General features: G+C 58.5%; 21 protein-coding genes. 10 read left to right on the plus strand and 11 right to left on the minus strand.

What is annotated here, in order from left to right; translation table 11 throughout:
• Positions 1 to 22 precede the first annotated feature (22 nt).
• From ACP7BO_RS07930 to mreB, 6 genes are all read right to left on the minus strand, one after another.
• Positions 23 to 3,835 carry a YhdP family protein gene (locus tag ACP7BO_RS07930; RefSeq protein ID WP_426209442.1) on the minus strand — a complete coding sequence of 1,271 codons (3,813 nt, stop codon included), beginning with the start codon at positions 3,833 to 3,835 and terminating at the stop codon, positions 23 to 25.
• 72 nt (positions 3,836 to 3,907) lie between these two features.
• Positions 3,908 to 5,365, minus strand: coding sequence for a ribonuclease G (gene rng / locus ACP7BO_RS07935; protein WP_060695120.1), 1,458 nt, complete (start codon positions 5,363 to 5,365; stop codon positions 3,908 to 3,910).
• Positions 5,366 to 5,421: 56 nt separating this feature from the next.
• On the minus strand, positions 5,422 to 6,027 hold the full coding sequence (locus tag ACP7BO_RS07940; protein WP_426209444.1) for a Maf family protein: 606 nt from the start codon (positions 6,025 to 6,027) through the stop codon (positions 5,422 to 5,424).
• Between the two features lie 52 nt (positions 6,028 to 6,079).
• A complete protein-coding gene (gene mreD / locus ACP7BO_RS07945; RefSeq protein WP_060695124.1) occupies positions 6,080 to 6,568 on the minus strand; it encodes a rod shape-determining protein MreD in 489 nt (162 codons plus the stop codon).
• Positions 6,568 to 7,641 (minus strand): rod shape-determining protein MreC, encoded by a 1,074-nt coding sequence (gene mreC / locus ACP7BO_RS07950; protein WP_426209532.1) that lies wholly within the window; start codon positions 7,639 to 7,641, stop codon positions 6,568 to 6,570. The genes mreD and mreC overlap by 1 nt, the downstream gene beginning before the upstream one ends.
• A 144-nt stretch (positions 7,642 to 7,785) precedes the next feature.
• Positions 7,786 to 8,823: a rod shape-determining protein MreB gene (gene mreB / locus ACP7BO_RS07955; RefSeq protein WP_003439856.1), complete on the minus strand. Its 1,038-nt coding sequence runs from the start codon at positions 8,821 to 8,823 to the stop codon at positions 7,786 to 7,788.
• Positions 8,824 to 9,033: 210 nt separating this feature from the next.
• Here mreB and gatC point away from each other — a divergent pair, with 210 nt between their 5' ends.
• From gatC to ACP7BO_RS07980, 5 genes are all read left to right on the plus strand, one after another.
• Positions 9,034 to 9,321 carry an Asp-tRNA(Asn)/Glu-tRNA(Gln) amidotransferase subunit GatC gene (gatC, locus tag ACP7BO_RS07960; RefSeq protein ID WP_003439854.1) on the plus strand — a complete coding sequence of 96 codons (288 nt, stop codon included), beginning with the start codon at positions 9,034 to 9,036 and terminating at the stop codon, positions 9,319 to 9,321.
• Positions 9,322 to 9,336: 15 nt separating this feature from the next.
• Complete coding sequence (gatA, locus tag ACP7BO_RS07965; RefSeq protein ID WP_426209448.1) at positions 9,337 to 10,788, plus strand: Asp-tRNA(Asn)/Glu-tRNA(Gln) amidotransferase subunit GatA; 1,452 nt, start codon at positions 9,337 to 9,339, stop codon at positions 10,786 to 10,788.
• A 10-nt stretch (positions 10,789 to 10,798) separates the two neighbouring features.
• Positions 10,799 to 12,244: an Asp-tRNA(Asn)/Glu-tRNA(Gln) amidotransferase subunit GatB gene (gatB, locus tag ACP7BO_RS07970; protein ID WP_060695130.1), complete on the plus strand. Its 1,446-nt coding sequence runs from the start codon at positions 10,799 to 10,801 to the stop codon at positions 12,242 to 12,244.
• A gap of 84 nt (positions 12,245 to 12,328) precedes the next feature.
• Positions 12,329 to 12,700: a septal ring lytic transglycosylase RlpA family protein gene (locus ACP7BO_RS07975; RefSeq protein ID WP_060695134.1), complete on the plus strand. Its 372-nt coding sequence runs from the start codon at positions 12,329 to 12,331 to the stop codon at positions 12,698 to 12,700.
• Positions 12,701 to 12,749: 49 nt separating this feature from the next.
• Positions 12,750 to 13,790 carry a calcium/sodium antiporter gene (locus ACP7BO_RS07980; RefSeq protein WP_426209534.1) on the plus strand — a complete coding sequence of 347 codons (1,041 nt, stop codon included), beginning with the start codon at positions 12,750 to 12,752 and terminating at the stop codon, positions 13,788 to 13,790.
• Positions 13,791 to 13,812: 22 nt separating this feature from the next.
• On the opposite strand, the gene ACP7BO_RS07985 is transcribed toward ACP7BO_RS07980, so the two are convergent.
• The 3 genes from ACP7BO_RS07985 to ACP7BO_RS07995 all read right to left on the minus strand — a co-directional run bounded on the left by ACP7BO_RS07985 (position 13,813) and on the right by ACP7BO_RS07995 (position 15,883).
• A complete protein-coding gene (locus ACP7BO_RS07985; RefSeq protein WP_060695135.1) occupies positions 13,813 to 14,754 on the minus strand; it encodes an AEC family transporter in 942 nt (313 codons plus the stop codon).
• Positions 14,755 to 14,834: 80 nt separating this feature from the next.
• A complete protein-coding gene (locus ACP7BO_RS07990) occupies positions 14,835 to 15,308 on the minus strand; it encodes a WbuC family cupin fold metalloprotein (RefSeq protein ID WP_426209450.1) in 474 nt (157 codons plus the stop codon).
• A 17-nt stretch (positions 15,309 to 15,325) separates the two neighbouring features.
• The gene (locus ACP7BO_RS07995; protein ID WP_060695139.1) at positions 15,326 to 15,883 is read right to left on the minus strand and encodes a hypoxanthine-guanine phosphoribosyltransferase; all 558 of its coding nucleotides are present in this window, start codon (positions 15,881 to 15,883) and stop codon (positions 15,326 to 15,328) included.
• A gap of 165 nt (positions 15,884 to 16,048) precedes the next feature.
• Here ACP7BO_RS07995 and upp point away from each other — a divergent pair, with 165 nt between their 5' ends.
• Positions 16,049 to 16,687: a uracil phosphoribosyltransferase gene (upp, locus tag ACP7BO_RS08000; RefSeq protein WP_060695140.1), complete on the plus strand. Its 639-nt coding sequence runs from the start codon at positions 16,049 to 16,051 to the stop codon at positions 16,685 to 16,687.
• A 1-nt stretch (position 16,688) separates the two neighbouring features.
• The gene (locus ACP7BO_RS08005; RefSeq protein WP_073509547.1) at positions 16,689 to 17,966 is read left to right on the plus strand and encodes a uracil-xanthine permease family protein; all 1,278 of its coding nucleotides are present in this window, start codon (positions 16,689 to 16,691) and stop codon (positions 17,964 to 17,966) included.
• A 57-nt stretch (positions 17,967 to 18,023) separates the two neighbouring features.
• Here the strand turns inward: ACP7BO_RS08005 and hemH are convergent, their stop codons facing one another.
• Both hemH and ACP7BO_RS08015 read right to left on the minus strand, forming a co-directional pair.
• Positions 18,024 to 19,049 (minus strand): ferrochelatase, encoded by a 1,026-nt coding sequence (gene hemH / locus ACP7BO_RS08010; RefSeq protein WP_397454779.1) that lies wholly within the window; start codon positions 19,047 to 19,049, stop codon positions 18,024 to 18,026.
• 13 nt (positions 19,050 to 19,062) lie between these two features.
• Positions 19,063 to 19,965, minus strand: a complete 903-nt coding sequence (locus ACP7BO_RS08015) for a TIGR01777 family oxidoreductase (protein WP_397454781.1) — start codon at positions 19,963 to 19,965, stop codon at positions 19,063 to 19,065.
• A 206-nt stretch (positions 19,966 to 20,171) separates the two neighbouring features.
• Between ACP7BO_RS08015 and ACP7BO_RS08020 the strand changes: the two genes are divergently transcribed.
• The 3 genes from ACP7BO_RS08020 to ACP7BO_RS08030 all read left to right on the plus strand — a co-directional run bounded on the left by ACP7BO_RS08020 (position 20,172) and on the right by ACP7BO_RS08030 (position 22,508).
• Positions 20,172 to 21,158 (plus strand): NAD(P)/FAD-dependent oxidoreductase, encoded by a 987-nt coding sequence (locus tag ACP7BO_RS08020; protein WP_060695148.1) that lies wholly within the window; start codon positions 20,172 to 20,174, stop codon positions 21,156 to 21,158.
• The gene (locus ACP7BO_RS08025) at positions 21,155 to 21,370 is read left to right on the plus strand and encodes a TIGR02450 family Trp-rich protein (RefSeq protein ID WP_397454782.1); all 216 of its coding nucleotides are present in this window, start codon (positions 21,155 to 21,157) and stop codon (positions 21,368 to 21,370) included. The genes ACP7BO_RS08020 and ACP7BO_RS08025 overlap by 4 nt, the downstream gene beginning before the upstream one ends.
• 169 nt (positions 21,371 to 21,539) lie before the next feature.
• Positions 21,540 to 22,508 carry a YbgA family protein gene (locus tag ACP7BO_RS08030; protein ID WP_397454784.1) on the plus strand — a complete coding sequence of 323 codons (969 nt, stop codon included), beginning with the start codon at positions 21,540 to 21,542 and terminating at the stop codon, positions 22,506 to 22,508.
• The last annotated feature ends 2 nt before the right edge of the window (positions 22,509 to 22,510 follow it).

Genomic DNA, 22,510 nt, shown 5'->3' on the forward strand with positions numbered 1-22,510 from the left:
AATGTCTGACGCCATGCTACTCCTAGTTTTTCTCAAAAGGCTTGTCGAACGTGATCTTCGGATCGATCCACGGGCCCTGGATGCTGTATTGCACACTGGCGAAGCGCGACACCTGATCGCCGATCAGTTTGTTGAGCAAGAACATGGCTCCACCTGCCGCCGGCCCGCCCACCAGCAGGGCCGCCAGTGGCAGGTTGTTGGTCACAGGCAGGGTCACCAGCAGTTTGGCGTTGACCTGGTCGGTGATCATATTCAGCGTGCCACTGAGTTCAAGGTTCGTGGACGGCCCGGTCATCAGCACCGGCCGGGATGTGCTGTAAACACCACTGCTGGCATTGAGCACGCCTTTGACCCGGTCATAGCTCAAGCCTTTGCCGAACAGATCCGAGAAATCCAGACGCAAGCGGCGGCCGATGGCGTTGAAGTTCAACAGGCCAAAAATACGCAACACCTGAGCGCTGCCATCGACCTCGACAAACTGGCCTTTATTCAACGAAGCATCCAGGGTGCCCGAGAAACGCTTGAGGCCGATCCAGGCAGGAGAACCCGGCCAGCGCCCATCAACGTCCACATGGAAATTGTCACTGGTTACACTCGGCGCAAAGCCCCAGTTCTTCAATACGTCAGCCAGATTACGCCCGCCGATACGCCCCCTGTACCAACTGTTGCTCGCACCCGCGACCCCATCCCAACCGCCCGAACCTTCGAGCAGCAAACCCTTGAGCCCCAGGTTCAGATCGTTAAGGTTGATTCCGCGGCTGGTAGGACGCACTTTCAGCGACCATGCGCCCAGCAGGTCCGGCCCTTGATAAAGCTGGCGAATAATGATGTCCAGCGCAGGTATTTTGCGTGGATCGACTGAAGCCAGCGGGTCCGGGGAATTGTCGTCAGTCACGGCCTTGGGATCAGGCGCCGGCAGGCGAATGGTCTGCATCGTGACCACAATCGGAGCGTTCTTGGCATCGGGCAAGGTCACAGAGCCCGTGGCCTGCTTGCTGTCAATCTGTAGCCCCCAGGACGCCGCACTGCGCTTCATCTGCAGGCTGACCTGATCCAGTTGCGTACCGAACGCGGTCAGCTTGCCTACCTTGAAGTCCGCACTGCTGAGCATCTGCTTGGCGCTGCCTCCCGGGTCCTTGCCCGCATAGCGTTCCACCAGAGCCTGCCATGGCGCAACGTCTAGCTCCGACAGTACGCCCCGAATGCGTAACCCTTTGGTGGGCGGCAACACTGGGTCGCCATCCCCCAGGAACAACTCGCCTCGCCCGTCTTCGAATTTGCCGTTGGGCGCAGCGAAGGTCAGGTTTGCCAGATCGCCGTAGTCAAACCAGTACCGGCGCTCGGCCCCCTGCAGGGTCATGCGGAATATGGTATTGCGGGTTTGGCTGGAGGTCAGGCCGAACGGTGCCGGCAGATCGACCACGGCGCCTTTTAGACTGGAACTGACCCGCAACTGGCTGTCGGCTCCATCCAGAGTGAGCTGCAGTTGATAAGGCAAATCCCCGGAGACAGGTATCGGCTGGTTGAACTTGAGCCAGTCAGTGAGTTTCTTGACCCCGACCTGACCGTTTGCCACAACACGGGTGCTCAGCCTGCCTGGTTTGCCATCAGCGAATATCTGCGCCGTAACCGGGCGATCAAAGACCCTTGCACTGATTCCTTTACCACTTAAGCCTTTGGCACTGTCAAAACGAAAGTCACCCTTGAGTTGAGTCAACTCAAGTTCGGGCTCGCTGAGTTTCAAGCGCGCCTTGTCGGTTTTGAAGTCCACCAGGATCTTCGGCTCTACGCTTTTTTCCAGAGGGATATCGAGGTCGACACGGCCTTTGAGCGAACCTTCGCCTTGCCATCCGGCAAAGGTGTCAGCGGTACCGATCGGTGCTTCCTGAAGGATTTTCAGACCGTCGCCCAGGCCACCGTCAAAATCGCCGTCCAGAAACAGGTGGCTGACCTTGCCCGCGGGCACATGGGGAATACTGACCGCGACATTGCGCACCTTGGTGTCGAGCAACTGACCTTGACTGGCCATGATGCGTACACCGCTGTCTTCGATGAATACATCACCCGACACATTGCGCACATGGGGCCAGCCGGGCTGGAAATCCAGCTCGGCTCCATGAACCTTGAAGAACAGGCTGATATTGCGCGCCGCTGCCACCGCATCGTGACTGAGCGAGCCCTGATACTGGAAGAAGCCTTCTTCAACCTTGCCTTTGATAATGGCCGTACTCAGCCATTCGGTGAGCGCCGGGCTCAATACCTCAGGCAAGTATTTGGGGGTAAAGCGCCCATCGCCATCGCTCAGACCTACGCGCAGGTCCATGTAGTCTTCTTCAGAATGATCCATATGAATACGGATCAAGAAGTCAGCGGCAATCTTGCCTTCCTCCCCCAGCACTTTGATGGCAGGCGCTATCAGGGTGAAGCTGTTTTTATCCAGCTTCCAGGTGAGCAAGGCGTTGGCCTGCAGGTATTGCCAGGGCTTGGCAAAAATCGGCTCCAGGTGCAGCGAGAAGTCTTTGCTGTCCAGGCGCAGCTCGCCCTTGCCCAGATCCCCGCTGATCAGACCGCTGACATTACGTGCCGCAGGCGCGCCATGGGTGGCATTGAAACCCACTTGTTGCAGGTTGGCAGCAAAGCTGAGCTTTTGATCGTCGGTTGCATCGGGCCGATAGTCGACCAGCACATTGCGTAATGCCCCGGTCACTTTCAGTTGGTCGATGACTTTAGCGGCGGCCTCTGGTACTGGCGCGAGGGAATCCATCAACGGGGTGATCGGAGTCAGATCCAGGTGATCGGCCTGTAAGTGCCAGCGTTCCTGCTCTTTGTCGGTAGCGGCGAACTGCTGCAACTGCATCCGGGTTTCCCAGCGCTCCTTGCCCAGATTCATCGCCAGTGAATCCAGCACCACTTTGAAGCCTTGATCTGCACGCTGGACCCAGGCATGCAGCGCCAGGTCCTCAACGGCCTCAGGCTTTCGCTCTGCGTAAGCACCGCGCAGTGATGGCGCATTCAAGCGCGCAACGGCACTTTGCACCGAGCCCTTGCTCCAGTTAAACCAGAATTCACCGCCGGCTTTTAGCTCGGACACTTTCCAGGGCTTGATCAGGCTGGCGGGCAACCACTTGGCCCAATCACTTTGCGGCAGGCTCAGATAGGCTTGAACCGCACCGTCGCGCCAGTGGCTGGCCTGGACCTGTGCCTTGAGGCTCATCGCCACAGGCTGGCCATCAGGCAGGGTGAAGCGGGCATCGAGCCGCTGATCAGAGGCTCCCGCATCAAGAGAGAGCCCCACATAGGTCAGGGTCATCGGGGCGTGCGCCCACGGTTCCAGAGTCACCTGGCTATCAAGCAGCGATACCCGGGCCACACGCTGCAATTGATTCAACAGCTGCTCAGGGTCCAGCGGCTGATCGTCCTGTACCGGCAACCCTTCAAGCGCCCAATGACCATTCTGGTCCTGACGCAAGCTCAGTTGCAGGCCATCAAGTTGCACATGGGCAAGACGAATTTCGCGGTTCAGCAGGCTGGCCCACATATCGGGAACCACCTGCACTTGATCCAGACGCAGGGCACTGTTGCCCTCCCCGACCATGACATCGTGGGCCAACAGCACTGGCCTCATGCCACTCCAGCGCCCTTCAAGGCTGCCAATGGTCAGCGGCATATCCAGGGCTTCGCGGGCTTTGTTCTGGACTTCTACGCGATACTCGGCGATCAGGGGTGTCAGTTCACGACCCAGGCTGACGTACAGCGCCGTGAGCACCAGAATCAAGGCGACCGACCCTAGCCCCCAACGGGTCAACGCGGCAAAAAAGCGTTTTAGACGCTCCATGTCAGGCGGCCCCTTCAATGATGATCAAAGGGGCAGGAGTGAGCCCCTTTTTAATGCGGCATGCAGGATACTTCAGAGCAGCACCACGTCGTATTGTTCCTGGGAATACATTGTTTCAACTTGAAAGCGGATCGTACGCCCGATAAATCCTTCCAGTTCGGCGACGTTGCCCGACTCTTCGTCCAGCAAGCGATCGACTACTTTCTGATTGGCCAATACACGATAGCCAACAGCCTGATAAGCGCGTGCTTCCCGGAGAATTTCACGGAAAATCTCGTAGCAGATGGTTTCCGCAGTTTTCAGCTTGCCACGGCCCTGACAGCATACGCAGGGCTCACACAGCACCTGCTCCAGACTCTCGCGGGTGCGCTTGCGGGTCATCTGCACCAGGCCCAGCTCAGTGATACCGATGATGTTGGTCTTGGCGTGATCACGCTCAAGTTGTTTTTCGAGGGTGCGCAATACCTGACGCTGGTGCTCTTCATCTTCCATGTCGATGAAATCGATGATGATGATCCCGCCCAGGTTGCGCAGGCGCAGTTGCCGGGCGATGGCGGTGGCGGCTTCGAGGTTGGTCTTGAAGATGGTTTCTTCGAGGTTGCGGTGCCCCACAAACGCGCCGGTGTTAACGTCGATAGTGGTCATGGCTTCCGCCGGATCAACCACCAGATAACCACCGGACTTGAGCGGCACCTTGCGATCCAGCGCTTTCTGGATCTCGTCTTCGACACCATAGAGATCAAAAATCGGCCGCTCGCCCGGGTAGTGCTCAAGGCGATCCGCAATTTCCGGCATCAGCTCGGCAACAAACTGCGTGGTCCGTTGAAAGGTTTCACGTGAATCGATGCGGATTTTTTCGATCTTGGGGCTGACCAGGTCACGCAATGTGCGCAACGCCAGACCCAAGTCCTCATAGATCACGCTCGGGGCGCCGACGGTTTTGATCTGCGAGCCAATCTGGTCCCACAGGCGCCGCAGGTAACGAATGTCCATGAGGATTTCTTCGGCCCCGGCACCCTCGGCCGCCGTACGCAGAATGAAGCCACCGGCTTCCTTGATCCCCTCTTTGGCCACGCAATCGCTGACCACCTGCTTGAGGCGGTCACGCTCGGCTTCGTCTTCGATTTTCAACGAAATGCCCACATGCGCGGTACGTGGCATATACACCAGATAGCGCGAAGGGATCGATAGTTGAGTGGTGAGGCGTGCGCCCTTGGAGGCAATCGGGTCTTTGGTGACTTGCACCACCAGGCTTTGGCCTTCATGCACCAGCGCACTGATGCTTTCTACGGCCTGGCCTTCGCGCAGGGAAATCTCGGAGGCGTGAATGAATGCCGCACGGTCCAGACCGATATCGACAAAGGCGGCCTGCATGCCGGGTAAAACCCTGACCACCTTGCCTTTATAAATATTGCCGACAATGCCCCGGCGCTGGGTACGCTCGACATGCACCTCTTGCAGAACACCGTTCTCTACCACCGCCACGCGCGATTCCATCGGCGTGATGTTGATCAGGATCTCTTCACTCATGGCTGGGTCTCGTTCAGGCGTCATCACATTAGTGCCACGTCTCGTAGGTGCGGTATTCAGCGCACGTTAAGGTTTTGCCAACAGGGTATGCCGAAATGCCCCAGCAGTTCTGCGGTTTCGCATACAGGTAACCCCACCACGCCCGAATAACTGCCATTAAGGCCTGCAACGAACACTGCGGCCAGCCCCTGAATGGCGTAACCACCTGCTTTGTCCCGAGGTTCACCGCTGGCCCAATACAGGCAGGCTTCTTGTTTACTGATGTTCCGAAAGCTGACCCGGCTTCTCACGACGCGAGTTTCACTGCGCTCGGCATCAATAAGCGCGACGGCAGTCAGTACTTCATGCTCGCGGCCAGATAACGCCATGAGCATAGCCAAGGCATCCACCTCGTCGACTGGCTTGCCAAGAATGTGACCATCAAGCACGACGGCCGTGTCAGCACCCAGCACGCAAAATGTGCTGCCGAGTATCGATTCGAGCAGCCGATCAAATCCCGCACGAGCCTTTTCCAGCGCCAGGCGCTCGACATAGGCCAAAGGGGATTCGTTTGCAAAAGGGGTTTCGTCAATGGCGGCACTGATTGTATTGAACGACACGCCGATTTGAGTCAGCAACTCGCGTCGACGTGGCGAACCAGAAGCCAGATAAAGCGAAAGCATCGTGACATCTCCCTGTCAAAGTGCACAAACCAGGAAATGGCTCGCGCTCCTGTTAATTGATTTTAAAACGCCTGCGCAAGCCGCGCAGACCGTAACTGACCCAAGGCCAAAGCAGTGCGCTGACCAGTGCAGGCAGTATCAGCGCCAGGGTTGGTTGTCGGTTGCCGGTCAAAGCACTTAGCCACAACTGAGCCAGCTGAGCGAGACCGAAGATCACCAGAATCACCAAGCTTTGCTGCCACATGGGGAACATCCGCAGACGCTGCTGCAGCGACAGCACCAGGAACGTAATGAGGGTCAGAATTAATGCGTTCTGCCCCAATAACGTGCCGTACAGCACATCTTCGGCCAGCCCCAGGCACCATGCCGTGACCATGCCCACCTTATGTGGCATGTAGAGCGCCCAGAAAGCCAGTAACAAGGCCAGCCAGAGCGGACGCAGGATTTCCATGAACTGCGGCATCGGCGAAATGCTGAGTAACAGGCCGATGGCGAACGTTAGCCAGATCATCCAGCCATTATTCGAACGGGTACTCGCCATTATTGCCTCTCCCGAGTCGTGGCCGGCGCAGCTGCTGGCGGGTTGGCTGCGGCGGGGGTTGGCGCTGGAGCAGATTTTTTCACCGCACCGGAATGGCTGGCAGCCGGGACCGGAGTAGCAACCGGTGCAGGTGCAGGTGCAACCGCAGGCACTACCGGTTTGGGCACAGTTGCCGGAATGACCGGAGGTGCTTCACCGTTCTGCTCGGCCTCCTGGGCCTTGGCTGCATCGTTGGCCCGCTCTTCCGGGGTGCGGCTGTCGCTGAATACCAGCAGTAAATAGCGACTGCGGTTCAAGGCGGCTGTCGGAACGGCACGCACAATGGCGAACGGCTGACCCGAGTCATGAATCACTTCTTTGACGGTTGCCACTGGATACCCGGCCGGGAAACGCTGGCCCAGGCCCGAGCTGACCAGCAAGTCACCCACCTTGATATCCGCGGTGTCGGCCACATGGCGCAATTCCAGACGCTCGGGATTACCCGTGCCGCTGGCAATGGCGCGCAAACCGTTACGGTTTACCTGCACCGGAATACTGTGGGTGGTATCGGTCAGCAACAAAACCCGTGAGGTATAGGGCATCAGCTCAACCACTTGCCCCATCAGGCCTCGAGCATCGAGCACCGGCTGCCCCAGCACTACGCCGTCGCGTTCACCCTTGTTGATGATGATGCGATGGGTAAAGGGGTTCGGGTCCATGCCGATCAACTCGGCCACTTCAACCTTCTCGTTAACCAGCGCAGAAGAGTTCAACAACTCGCGCAGGCGAACGTTCTGCTCGGTCAGGGCGGCCAGCTTTTGCATACGGCCCTGAAGCAGAAGGTTTTCGGTTTTGAGTTTTTCGTTATCCGCGACCAGCTCGGTACGGCTGCCGAATTGACTAGCCACACCCTGCCACAAGCGCTGAGGAAAATCGGTAATCCAATAGGACTGCATCAGCACCAGCGACATTTGACTGCGCACGGGCTTGAGCAATGTGAAGCGGGCATCCACTACCATTAGCGCGACCGATAGCACGACCAGCACCAACAAGCGCACGCCCAATGAGGGGCCTTTGGCGAAGAGCGGTTTAATAAGCCGCTCCTCCCGGGCAAGTGTTCAATTTATTCATACGGCTTCAAAGCGGCCTGGATGAAGATTGACAGAAGATAAACGCCAAAAGGCAGCACTGCAAAGTGCTACCTTCTGGTGATAACCATAGGACTGCACCACGCGATCTTATTCGCTGGAGAGCAAGTCCATCGTGTGTTTATCCATCATTTCCAGCGCACGGCCACCGCCACGCGCAACACAGGTCAGCGGGTCTTCGGCAACGATTACCGGCAGGCCAGTTTCCTGGGCCAGCAACTTGTCGAGGTCACGCAACAAGGCGCCACCACCGGTCAGCACCAGACCGCGCTCGGCGATGTCCGAAGCCAGCTCTGGCGGAGACTGCTCCAGCGCACTTTTCACGGCCTGAACGATGGTTGCCAGGGACTCTTGCAGAGCCTCAAGCACTTCATTGGAGTTCAGGGTGAAGGCACGTGGCACACCTTCAGCCAGGTTACGGCCACGCACGTCGACTTCACGCACTTCACCGCCCGGGAAAGCCGTACCGATTTCGGTCTTGATGCGCTCGGCCGTCGACTCGCCAATAAGGCTGCCGTAGTTACGACGCACATAAGTGATGATCGCTTCGTCGAAACGGTCGCCACCAACCCGCACGGATTCGGCGTAAACCACACCGTTCAGGGAGATCAGCGCGATTTCAGTGGTACCGCCACCGATATCGACAACCATCGAACCGCGCGCTTCCTCAACCGGCAAGCCGGCACCGATGGCAGCAGCCATTGGTTCTTCGATGAGGAACACTTCACGGGCACCGGCACCAAGTGCCGACTCACGAATGGCGCGACGCTCTACCTGAGTCGATTTGCAAGGAACGCAAATCAGGACCCGCGGGCTTGGTTGCAGAAAACTGTTTTCATGCACCTTGTTGATAAAATACTGCAGCATTTTTTCGCAAACGCTGAAGTCGGCGATAACGCCATCTTTCATCGGACGAATGGCTGCAATGTTGCCCGGTGTACGGCCGAGCATGCGCTTGGCCTCGGTGCCGACGGCAACGACACTTTTCTGATTACCGTGCGTCCGAATTGCCACAACCGACGGCTCATTCAGGACAATACCGCGCTCACGCACGTAAATAAGGGTGTTGGCAGTGCCCAGGTCGATGGAAAGATCGCTGGAAAACATGCCACGCAGTTTCTTGAACATGGGAAAGGGACCCTAGGCAACGCGTGGGTAAAAAAGTGCGGCAAACTCTAACAACGACAGGGATTTTGGGCAAGGCGCCAATATGTTAAATTGGCAGCTTTTCAGAGCACCAACCCCCACAATCGCGGCCATATGACCGTAGAAATGCGGTAGTGTTCCGACAATCTAACACACGGATAGCATCCGTCCTGTTTTCCACTGGAGAATCCCATGGCGCTTGAACGCTCCGACGTGGAAAAAATCGCTCATTTGGCCCGCCTGGGTCTCAATGATGCCGATATCCCACGCACCACCGAAGCCCTTAATAGCATTCTGGGGCTGATTGATCAGATGCAGGCTGTCGACACCACCGGTATCGAGCCTCTGGCCCACCCCCTGGAAGCCAGCCAGCGCCTGCGCGCAGACGTCGTGACTGAAAGTAATCATCGCGAGGCTTACCAGTCCATCGCACCAGCGGTCGAAAACGGCCTTTATCTGGTTCCGAAAGTCATCGAGTAAAGGGAAAGAGCCTGCATGCATCAATTGACTCTGGCCGAGATCGCCCGCGGACTCGCCGATAAAAAGTTTTCTTCCGAAGAACTGACCAAGACCTTGCTGGCGCGTATCGCCCAGCTCGATCCTCAGCTCAACAGCTTCATCACCCTCACCGAAGACCTCGCCCTGGAGCAGGCCAAGGCCGCTGACGCACGTCGCGCCAACGGTGAAACCGGCGCATTGCTGGGCGCACCGATCGGTCACAAAGACCTGTTCTGTACCCTGGGCGTGCGCACCAGCTGCGGCTCGAAGATGCTCGACAACTTCAAGGCTCCGTATGATGCCACCGTGGTCGCCAAACTGACCGCAGCAGGCGCCGTGACCCTGGGCAAGACCAACATGGACGAGTTCGCCATGGGGTCGGCCAACGAGTCGAGCTACTACGGCGCGGTGAAAAACCCGTGGAACCTGGAGCACGTGCCCGGCGGTTCGTCGGGTGGTTCGGCGGCGGCCGTTGCCGCTCGCCTGCTGCCTGCTGCAACCGGCACCGACACCGGCGGCTCGATCCGCCAGCCGGCGGCCCTGACCAACCTCACCGGCCTTAAACCGACCTACGGCCGTGTTTCGCGCTGGGGCATGATTGCGTACGCCTCCAGTCTTGACCAGGGCGGCCCGTTGGCTCGCACTGCAGAAGACTGCGCCATTCTGTTGCAAGGCATGGCCGGCTTCGATCCTCAAGACTCCACCAGCATCGACGAACCCGTGCCGGACTACAGCGCCAGCCTCAATGGCTCGCTGCAGGGCCTGCGTATCGGCGTGCCGAAAGAGTATTTCAGCGAAGGCCTGGACCCGCGTATCGCGCAGCTGATCCACACCAGCATCCAGGAGCTCGAAAAGCTGGGCGCCGTGATCAAGCACATCAGCCTGCCCAACATGCAGCACGCGATTCCTGCGTACTACGTGATCGCACCCGCCGAAGCCTCCTCCAACCTGTCGCGTTTTGACGGCGTGCGCTTTGGCCATCGCTGCGAAGACCCGAAAGACCTCACCGACCTGTACAAGCGCTCGCGCGCCGAGGGCTTTGGCCCCGAAGTACAGCGCCGGATCCTGGTAGGTGCCTACGCCCTGTCGGCTGGCTACTACGACGCTTACTACCTGCAAGCGCAAAAAATCCGTCGCCTGATCAAAAACGACTTCATGACCGCATTCAATGAAGTCGACATCATCCTCGGCCCGACCACACCTAACCCGGCCTGGAAAATCGGCGCTAAAAACAGCGATCCGGTTTCTGCCTATCTGGAAGACGTGTACACCATCACCGCCAACCTCGCGGGCCTGCCGGGCCTCTCGATGCCGGCCGGTTTTGTCGATGGCCTGCCGGTCGGCGTGCAGTTGCTTGCACCCTACTTCCAGGAAGGTCGCTTGCTCAACGTCGCGCATCAGTACCAGTTGAACACTGACTGGCACTTGCGCTCACCTGCCGGCTTCTGAGGAAACACACATGCAATGGGAAGTTGTGATCGGGCTGGAAATTCACTCCCAGCTCGCCACCCAATCGAAGATTTTCTCCGGTAGTGCCACCACCTTTGGTGCAGAACCGAACACCCAGGCCAGCCTGGTTGACCTGGGCATGCCTGGCGTATTGCCGGTGCTGAACCAGGAAGCCGTGCGCATGGCTGTCATGTTCGGCCTGGCCGTTGATGCTGAAATCGTTCAGCACAACGTGTTTGCCCGCAAAAACTACTTCTACCCCGACCTGCCCAAGGGCTACCAGATCAGCCAGATGGAGCTGCCGATCGTCGGCAAGGGCCACCTGGACATCACTCTGGAAGACGGCACCGTCAAACGTGTCGGCATCACCCGTGCGCACCTGGAAGAAGATGCCGGCAAAAGCCTGCATGAAGACTTCAGCGGTTCCACCGGCATTGACTTGAACCGTGCCGGTACGCCTCTGCTCGAGATCGTTTCCGAGCCGGACATGCGCAGTGCCAAAGAAGCAGTGGCCTACGTCAAGGCGATGCACGCGCTGGTGCGCTACCTGGGCATCTGCGACGGCAACATGGCCGAAGGCTCGCTGCGTTGCGACTGCAACGTGTCGATTCGCCCGGTAGGCCAGGCTGAGTTCGGTACCCGCTGCGAGATCAAGAACGTCAACTCGTTCCGCTTTATCGAAAAAGCGATCAACAGCGAAGTACAGCGCCAGATCGAGCTGATCGAAGATGGCGGCAAGGTTATTCAGCAAACTCGCCTGTATGACCCGAACAAGGACGAAACCCGCGCCATGCGCAGCAAGGAGGAAGCCAACGACTACCGTTACTTCCCCGATCCGGACCTGCTGCCGGTGGTGATCGAAGATTCGTTTATCGAAGACGTTCGCGCCACCCTGCCTGAACTGCCTCCGCAAAAGCGCGAGCGCTTCCAGTCGCAATTCGGCCTCTCGGCCTACGACGCCAGCGTCCTCGCTTCGAGCCGTGAACAGGCCGACTACTTCGAGAAAGTGGTCAGCATTGCTGGCGACGCCAAACTGGCGGCCAACTGGGTCATGGTCGAGCTGGGCAGCCTGCTCAACAAGCAAAGCCTGGATATCGACCAGTCCCCGGTCAGCGCCGAGCAACTGGGTGGCATGCTGTTGCGCATCACCGACAACACTATCTCCGGCAAAATCGCCAAGGTCGTGTTTGAAGCGATGGCCAATGGCGAAGGCAGCGCAGACGAAGTGATCGACAAGCGCGGCCTCAAGCAAGTGACCGACAGCGGCGCAATTGAAAAGGTGCTGGACGAAGTGCTGGCAGCCAATGCCGAGCAGGTCGAACAATACCGCGCAGCTGATGAAGCCAAACGCGCCAAGATGTTCGGCTTCTTCGTGGGCCAGGCAATGAAAGCCTCCAAAGGCAAAGCCAACCCGCAACAAGTCAACGAACTGCTGAAAAGCAAACTCGAAGGCTAAGCAAGATTCCCGCGGGAGATCTGTTGAACATGGACCTCTCGCGGGCGCTGGCTAATCACACACTGCAATAAAAGGATTCCCCCCATGAAGCGGCTACTCGGCGCCTGCGCCCTGCTCAGCTTGCTCGCCGGCTGTGCCAGCCATGACGTAGACCCTCGGGGCTATGACAAAACCGGCATTGCCTCGTATTACGGCGCTCGCCACCACGGTAAACGGACTGCCAGCGGCGAACCCTTCAACCAGCATGCCCTCACAGCCGCCCACCCCGGGCTGCCATTCGGCACTCGAGTGCTGGTCACCAACCTTCGCAACGACGAGTCTGTGGTAGTACGCATCAATGATCGCGGACCGCATACTCGAGGCCGGCTGATCGATCTTTCACGCGAAGCCGCCAAACAGTTGGATATGCTGGGCAGCGGTACAGCCAAGGTCCGGGTTCAGGGCCTGAGCGACTAATCGAGGAGTGGTCAACATTTTAGGGTTGAACGCGTTATCACCATGGAGTCTGCTGCAACTGCTCTGCGGCCTGGTTTTACTGATTGCCGGCGCCGAATTGCTGGTGCGCTGCGCCATGCGTATCGCCGCCAACCTGAAGATTCGCCCATTGCTCATCGGCTTGACCGTGGTTGCGCTGGGCAGCAGTGCGCCGCAAATGACGGTCAGCCTGCAAGCCGCGTTCAATGACACCCCGGACATTGCCGTCGGCAGCGTCATCGGCAGCAATATCTTCAACATCCTGGTCACTCTCGGGCTGTCGGCGCTGATTATTCCGCTGCGCGTGTCGCGCCAACTGGTGCGCCTGGATATTCCCCTGATGATCCTGGCCAGCGGCCTCGTGTTCGCCCTGGCATTGAACAAACAACTCGACCGCCTCGATGGCGTCATATTGTTGTGCGGCCTGCTGATCTATTTCGGTCTGCTGCTGCGCCAGTCACGCCACAGCGGCCATCATCACGCCAGCCACGAACTGCCCCCCACTTCAAGCCTGCACAATGGCTTACTGATGCTTGCGGCACTGGCGTTGCTGGGGCTGGCCGGACACTTGCTGCTGGGGGCTGCAGTCAACATCGCCACAGAGCTGGGGCTGTCCGAGCGCATCATCGGCCTGACCATCATCGCCGTCAGCACCTCACTGCCACAGCTGGCCACGTCACTGATCGCCGCCTTGCGCGGCCAGCGCGAGATAGCCGTCGGCAACGTGATTGGAAGTAACGTCTTCAACCTGCTCGGTGTGCTTGGCCTTACGGCCCTTGTGGCACCGCAGCCGCTGTCCGTCTCGCCCAATGCCCTGACGTTCGACCTGCCGGTAATGCTGGGTGTCGCAGCACTGTGCCTGCCGGTGTTCTATGCCGGGTACCGCGTGACCCGCGGCGAAGGTGTGTTGCTTCTGGGGCTGTACCTGGCCTACGGCCTGCACGTAGTGTCATTCACTACCGGCATGCCCTTGGCCGCAAAGCTCGAACACTTGATGCTGTTCTATATCTTGCCGGCGCTGCTGGTGTTTATTCTGTTCAGTACCCTGCGTGCATGGCGTCGGCAACACTGACGCTCCAGCCACCAGGGACTGGCTAAATCCAGCCGCCCCACTGCAACACAAAAATCCCGATATTGGTCGTGATCGCAGCCATCAGGGTGGTGATCACGATAATGGCTGCTGCCAGCTCATGGTTGCCGTTGGCAGCCCGGGCCATGACATAGCTGGCCGCCGCTGTCGGGCTGGCAAAGTACAAAAACAGCGTACCCAGCTCCGGCCCGCGAAAGCCACAAAGCCAGGCGCCCAGGGTCGTCAGCAGTGGCAGGCTGACCATTTTTACCAGACTCGCGCTCATTGCCAGCTCGCCACTTTTGCGCAAGCTGGCCAACGACAGCGTGCCGCCTATGCAAATCAATGCCAGCGGCAAAGTCATTGATGCCAAATATTCGCCCGAGGTTTGCAACCAGTGCGGCAGGCTGAGCTTGAACGCGGCAAACGGGGTCGCCACCAGCACACTGATGATCAGCGGGTTCTTGAACACACTTTTGCAGATGCTCCACGGATCGGACTTGATCACCGGGCTATATACCGCCAGCACGATCGTCGACAACGTGTTGTAGAGCAGAATCACCAGCGCCGCGAGCACTGCCCCCAGCGAAATGCCGTAATCGCCATACATGCTGGCCGCCAGGGCCAGACCGATGACCGCGTTGTTGCCGCGAAAAGCACCTTGAGTGTAAATACCGCGCTCTGCCGGCGGGCAGCGCCAGATCGACCAGCCCCAGGCCAGGGCAAAGCTGGCAAGAGTCGCCACGGTGAAATAACCGAGCACCTTGGGCTGCAAGGCGGCCCTGAGATCGGCATGCAAAATACCCAGAAACAACAACGCCGGCATGGTGACGTTGAACACCAGTGCCGACGCAGTGTGGATAAAGTTGTCATTGATCCAGCCCACGCGCTTGAGCACTACCCCCAGAAACAGCATGGCAAACACGGGAGCAGTGATCGTAAGCGTCTGAAGGAAGATAGCCAGCATGTCGGGTCAGCCTAGTGGCGATCGGAGGGAAGATCGTATGCGCGATCAAACGCGAGAGTAAGCCAGCGTCAACCTGCAGTTTAATCGAACTGGGCACGCATCCAGCGCTGATACTCGGCCACCCCGGGCTCCCCTTCGCGAGGTGCCCACGGTGCCAGTTCGCCATCCCCCACCGGCCGATAAGGACCTGCCTTGCACTCGAACATCAGGCTGTCGGCTTCAAGCACCACCAGGCCATGAAAAACGCCAGGCGGCAAATCAACCCCAAGACTCTCGCCAGCAGCTTGCAACACACGCTTGTCGAGCACCCGGCCTTGCTCATCAAAGATCAGGACCCCAAGCGTACCCTTGAGTACCAACAGGGTTTCAGCCTTGTCACTACCCAGGTGCCGGTGCGGCGGAACATAGGTTGAGGGTTGCAACCCCACCACCATGCGATGGCAGGGCTCTTCCATCTGATGCAAGTTGTGATGCTGGCGACCACGGGGGTTGCCGGCAGCTTTCTCTGCCAGGTCGTTGAAGAGCGATTGATCGAGAAAGCTGTGGCGGGTCATGGTTTCAACGTCCTTTATTACATGCCTTTAACGGCATAAATCCCGGCGGCATTGCGCCAGTAACCTTTGTAATCCATACCGTAACCGAAGAGGTAGCGGTCAATGCACGGCAGGCCAGCGTAGTTGGCTTTCAGGTCCGGACGCGCCTTGCGGTCGTGGTCCTTGTCGATCAGCACTGCAGTGTGCACCTGACGGGCGCCCGCATGTTTGCAGAAATCGACGATCGCACTCAGGGTGTGACCTTCATCGAGGATGTCATCAATGATCAGCACATGACGGTCAATGAACGACACTTCAGGCTTGGCTTTCCAGAACAGATCGCCGCCAGTGGTCTCATTGCGATAGCGCGTCGCGTGCAGATAAGACGCTTCAAGCGGGAACTTCAGATGGGTGAGCAGCTTGCCCGCAAAAATCAGGCCGCCGTTCATCACACAAAATACCACTGGATTGGTCTCGGCCATTTCGGCCGTGATTTGCGCGCCAACGCGGGCAATGGCGGCCTCTACTTCAGCTTCGGTATACAGGCAGTCAGCCTCTCGCATGATTTGACGGATATGCTCGAGATCAGCAGACATGACGCTCTCCAGGGGGGGTTGTGCAAGAAAAGCGGGCAAAGGTACGCACCCGCATGGCTCAGATCAAGCATTTATGGACTAACGTGCAGTAATGTTCTGTAGGACATAGCCCCGGATTAGATTAATCTAGGCCGCTTTTTTTGCCTGCCCACGGAGCCTTTCCCCATGCCCATTCGCGAGATACGCCACCCGCTGATTCGTCACAAGCTCGGCCTTATGCGCCGCGCAGACATTAGCACGAAGAACTTCCGCGAGCTTGCTCAGGAAGTCGGCGCGTTGCTGACCTATGAAGCCACCAAAGACCTGACCCTCGAAACCTACGAGATTGAAGGCTGGTGCGGCACTGTTCAAGTTGAAAAAATCGCCGGCAAGAAAATTACCGTCGTGCCGATTCTGCGTGCCGGCATCGGCATGCTTGAAGGCGTACTCAGCCTGATCCCGGGCGCCAAAGTCAGCGCTGTCGGTGTCGCCCGCAACGAAGAAACCCTTCAGGCCCATACCTACCTGGAAAAACTGGTACCGGAAATCAACGAGCGTCTGGCGATGATTATCGACCCGATGCTGGCCACCGGTTCGTCGATGGTTGCCACCATTGATCTGCTGAAGAAAGCCGGCTGCAAGGAAATCCGCGCCATGGTGCTGGTTGCCGCGCCAGAAGGCATTGCCGCCGTAGAAGCTGCACACCCGGATGTCATCATCTATACCGCTTCCATCGATGAGCGCCTGAACGAGCACGGCTACATCATTCCAGGCCTGGGCGACGCCGGCGACAAGATCTTCGGCACCAAGCAAAAGGACTCATAACATGCAGGACGAGTTCAACGACCCGCTCTGGCGCCAGATCATCTCTGGCGCGCAGATGCTCTTCGTGGCCTTTGGCGCGTTGGTCCTGATGCCTTTGATTACCGGCCTGGACCCTAACGTTGCGCTGTTCACGGCGGGTCTCGGGACTCTGTTGTTCCAGATCGTGACCCGGCGCCAGGTGCCGGTTTTTCTGGCTTCGAGTTTTGCGTTCATTACCCCGATCATTCTCGCCAAAGGCCAGTTCGGTCTTGCCGCGACCATGGGCGGCGTAATGGCAGCCGGTTTCGTGTACACCTTTCTCGGTTTCGCGGTAAAGCTCAAAGGCACCGGTTTTATTGACCGTCTGCTGCCGCCCGTAGTCATTGGCCCGGTCATTATCTCGATTGGTCTGGCGATGGCCCCAATTGCAGCGCACATGGCCATGGGCCGCGCTGAAGATGGCACGGAGTTGATCCACTACCAGACGGCCATGCTGATCTCGATGCCTGCCCTGCTGACTACCCTGATCGTAGCCGTGTTCGGCAAAGGCATTTTCCGCCTGGTACCGATCATTGCCGGGGTGCTGGTGGGTTTTGCGATGGCGTTTTACTTTGGCGTGGTCGACACGGCCAAGATTGCCGCAGCTCCATGGTTTGCCTTGCCACACTTCACTGCCCCCGAGTTCAACTGGCAGGCGATTCTGTTTATCGTCCCCGTGGCCCTGGCCCCGGCCATTGAACACATCGGCGGCGTCATTGCCGTGGGCAGCGTGACCGGTCGCGACTACCTGAAAAACCCTGGCCTGCATCGCACCCTGTTCGGTGACGGTATTGCCACCACCGCTGCCGGCCTGCTTGGCGGTCCACCCAACACCACCTACGCCGAAGTGACTGGCGCAGTGATGCTGACCAAGAACTACAACCCGAAAATAATGACCTGGGCGGCGATCTTCGCCATCAGCCTGGCATTTATCGGAAAGTTCGGCGCACTGCTGCAGAGTATTCCAGTACCGGTAATGGGCGGAATTCTGTGCCTGTTGTTCGGTTCAATTGCCGCGGTCGGGATGAACACCCTGATTCGCCATCAGGTCGACCTGAGCGAAGCCCGCAACCTGGTGATTGTTTCGGTGACCCTGGTATTCGGGATCGGCGGTGTGCTGATCGGCACCGGTATGGGCCCGGAAGACTTCGGTCTGAAAGGCATCGCTCTGTGTGCCATCGTCGCCATTGCGCTGAACTTGTTGTTGCCGGGCAATGACAGCTGGAAACACAAAAAGAAAGGTGACGAGCCGATTCTCTGAATCGACCCGCCACCCAGTCCTGCGGGAGCCTGGCAAGCCAGGCCCCCGCAGGAATCTTTACAGCGCCAGTGGCGCCCGCTCACACAAGGTGTTCAACGCTGCCGCCCACTCAGGGTTGTCATTGAGACACGGCACCAGCACCAACTCCTCGCCCCCCGCCGCAACAAACTGCTCGCGACCGCGATCGCCGATTTCTTCCAGGGTTTCAATGCAATCGGCCACAAACGCCGGGCACATGACCAGAATCTTCTTCACCCCGTCTTTGGCCAGAGCATCCAGCCGCGCTTCGGTATAGGGTTCGATCCATTTGGCCCGTCCCAATCGGGACTGGAACGCCACCGACCACTTGCCCTCAGGCAACCCCATGCGTTCGGCAAACGCTTGGGCAGTACGCAAGCACTGCGCGCGGTAGCAGGTAGCCAACACGGCTGCTGAAGCGTTCTGGCAGCAGTCGGCATTTTTAAAGCAGTGATTACCGGTTGGATCGAGCTTGTGCAGATGACGCTCGGGCAAACCGTGAAAGCTGAGCAACAAATGATCGTAATCCTGCTCCAGGTGCGGCCTGGCACTTGCCACCAATGCGTCAAGGTATTCGGGTTGATCGTAAAACGGCTGCACGATGGAGAATTGAATGGCCAGCTTTGCGGCTTTAACCACCCGCTTGGCTTCTTCAATCACCGTGGTCACCGTGCTGTCGGCAAACTGGGGATACAACGGCGCCAGCGTGACCTTTTGAATACCCTGCGCGGCCAGACGCTTGAGTACGGTTTCAATTGACGGTTCGCCATAGCGCATCGCCAGCTCAACCGGGCCCTTGGTCCACTCTTTGCTCATCGCCTGCTGCAAACGACGGCTGAGGACTACAAGCGGTGAGCCTTCATCCCACCAGATGGAGGCATAGGCATGCGCCGATTGCTCGGGGCGCTTGACCAGGATCAGCGACACGATCAGACGTCTCAATGGCCACGGCACATCGATCACATACGGGTCCATCAGAAACTGGTTCAGGTAACTGCGTACATCCGCTACCGAAGTAGACGCGGGCGACCCCAGGTTAACCAGCAATAGTGCGTGCTCGGTCATGCAACATCCTATTTCAGAGGCGGGTGGACAGATCATCCAGAGCCGCACGCAAATCGGTGAACTGAAAAGTGAAACCGGCTGCCAGCAATTTGGCCGGCGCTGCCCGTTGGCCGCCCAGCAATAACTGTGACAGTTCGCCCAGGCCAACGCGCAAGACAAAGGCGGGGACAGGAATAAACGCCGGACGGTGCAACACGCGACCCAGAGTTTTGGCGAACTCGGCATTGCGTACCGGATGCGGCGCGCAGGCATTATAGGGACCCGACGCGGCATTCTCATGTACAAGAAAATCAATCAGGGCAATTTGGTCCTTGATATGGACCCACGGCATCCATTGCCGACCATTACCTATCGGCCCACCCAGCGCCAGCTTGAAAGGCAGCACAAGGCGCGACAAAAAACCGCCTTCGGCCGCCAGCACCAGCCCCGTACGCACCAGCACCACGCGAATGCCCAAGGCTTGTGCGCGTTGCGCGGTTTCCTCCCAGGCAATACACAAATGGCTGGCGAAATCTTCGCTGACCGGCGGCGACTCTTCGGTCAACTCGCGCTCCCCCCCATCGCCATACCAGCCCACTGCCGAACCGGACACCAGCACCGACGGCTTTTGCTCACGAGTGCCGAGCCAGGTCACCAGGGTTTCCGTCAGGGTAATCCGGCTGCTCCACAGCAACGCCTTACGCTTGCGTGTCCACGGCCGTTCGGCAATCGGCGCACCGGCCAGGTTGATCACTGCGTCAATCGGCTCCTGGCCAAGCTCTTCGAGCGTGGCGATCCCTCTTGCGCCGGCACCGCATAACTCACTCACCCGATCAGGGCGACGACTCCACACACTCAGGCGGTGACCTTGCGCCAGCCAGTGGTGGCAGAGCTGGCGTCCTATCAAACCTGTACCGCCGGTCAGCAAAATATGCATGAGTTGAGCCTCGCTGGGAGTTTTATCGGGTGCACTGGTCTATTTTTAAGGAAAGCCCCCATTTCTTCGGGCCGTTGACCTTATAAAGAATAGGCCAGACTGGCCCGGCAAGCGCACTAAAACTTATACTAATAAATTAATTTGTACAGGTATTAGCGGCATCGTAGTCTGTGCAGCTGACCTTGCAACCAGGGATTGAGGCCAATATGACTGTACCTATCGCAATAATCGGGGCCGGCATCGCCGGGCTGTCTGCCGCACGCGCACTCCACAAGGCCGGGCACACCGTGCATCTGTTCGATAAAAGCCGGGGTAGCGGCGGACGCATGTCGAGCAAGCGCAGTGAAGCCGGATCACTGGACCTGGGGGCTCAGTACTTCACCGCCCGCGATCGCCGCTTTGTCGATGAAGTTCAGCAGTGGCAGGCTCTGGGCTGGGTGGCTGAATGGGAACCGCGCCTCTACAACCACAAGGACGGCCAGCTGACACCCTCGCCGGACGAACAGACCCGCTGGGTGGGCAGCCCGCGCATGAGCGCGATTACCCGCGGCATGCTCGGCCATCTCACGATCAACTTTGCATGCCGTATCACTGACTTGATACGCGGTGAAAAACACTGGCACCTGCTGGATGCCGACGAATGCAGTCACGGCCCGTTCAGCCACGTGATCGTTGCTACGCCAGCGCCCCAGGCGACTGCCCTGCTTGCCGGAGCACCGAAACTGGCGAGCACTGCGGCCGGGGTAAAAATGGACCCGACCTGGGCCGTTGCCCTGGCTTTCGAAACACCTCTGGAAACCAAAATGGATGGCTGCTTTGTACAAGACAGCCCGCTCGACTGGCTAGCCCGCAACAGCAGTAAACCAGGACGTGAACACAAACCCGACACCTGGGTGCTGCATGCCTCCAGTGCCTGGAGCAAACAAAACCTGGACCTGCCCAAAGAAGCAGTCATCGAGCAACTGCACGGTGCCTTTGCCGAACTGATGCACTTCCCGACTCCCGCGCCGATCTTCAGCCTGGCCCACCGCTGGCTCTATGCCCGCCCCTCCACTGCCCATGAATGGGGCGCCCTGGCTGATGCCGACCTGGGGCTGTATGCCTGCGGCGACTGGTGCCTGTCGGGGCGGGTCGAGGGCGCGTGGCTCAGCGGCCAGGAAGCAGCCCGACGCTTGATTGAGCATCTCCAATGAACCGCATCAACCCGCGCAAATTGCTGCTGTCAAAATGGACAGCAGCCACCGCGCACAACCGAGAGAAACACTTTCTGGTCACCGAACTGTTTTGCGACGAAGAAGGCAACGTGCTCGAACTCGAACTGCAAGCGGTGCTCACCCGGCGCAGCCAGCGGTTGCCCTGGCAAAGCCTGCAGGATGCAGCGGCCTGGAAAATGGGCTGGCTGTAGGAGCGAGCTTGCTCGCGAGCCGTTTTAAAAGATCGTGAGCAAGCTCCCTCCTGCAAAAGCACCACAAATACCTGTACAAGATAATTGACTTGTACAAGGCAAGGCCTAAGATGAACTCAAGTTGTACATCCAAACAAAGATGTACAAGTAATTCTTGGAGACTCATCCCATGGCCTGCGACATCTCAGCCCGTCAAAAACCGAAAATCGCCATCAGCGCCTGCTTGCTCGGGGCCGAAGTTCGCTTCAACGGCGGGCACAAAGAGTCGCGACTGTGCAGCCAGGCCCTGAGTGAACATTTCGACTTCGTCCCGCTGTGCCCCGAAGTCGCCATCGGGCTTGGCATTCCGCGCCAGCCCATCCGCCTGATCGGCGACCCTGCCCAACCGCAGGCCGTGGGCAGTGTCGACAGCTCTCTGGACGTAACCCGGCCTTTACACGATTACGGTGTGGCCATGGCCGCAGCGCACACAGACATTTGCGGCTACATCTTCATGCAAAAGTCGCCGTCTTGCGGACTCGAGCGAGTCAAGGTCTATCAGGACGGTGGACGCCCCGCAGAGCTGAGCGGACGGGGGATTTACGCACAAGCGTTTTGCGCGGCCCACCCCGACTTGCCCGTGGAAGAAGATGGCCGCCTCAACGACCCGGTATTGCGTGAAAACTTTCTGACCCGGGTTTACGCCTATAGCACCTGGCAGCAATTACTCAGAGCCGGCATCACCCGCCGTTCCCTGACCGAATTTCATGCCTGCTACAAATACCAGCTCATGGCCCACCACCCCGAACAGTACAAAATCCTGGGCAACATGCTCGGCAATCTGGGCAAAAATGATCCCCGCGAGATCGCCCCTCAGTACTTCAGCGAGTTGATGAAAGCCCTGAAAAAATGCGCCACGCGTCGCACTCACACCAATGTGCTGCAACACATCAGCGGCTATCTAAAGCAATCCATCAGCCCCGAAGACAAGCAAGAAGTGCAATACCTGATTGGCCAGTACCTGCACGGCATTGTGCCGCTGATCGTGCCGCTGACACTGCTCAAGCATCATTTTCGCCTGCATCCGGATCCCTACATATCGCGCCAGGTATACCTGCAACCGCACCCGGAAAACCTCAGCCTGCGCAATGCGATATGAAC

The sequence above is a fragment of the Pseudomonas sp. TWR2-1-1 genome (assembly GCF_049897045.1).
Classification (GTDB): domain Bacteria; phylum Pseudomonadota; class Gammaproteobacteria; order Pseudomonadales; family Pseudomonadaceae; genus Aquipseudomonas; species Aquipseudomonas versuta.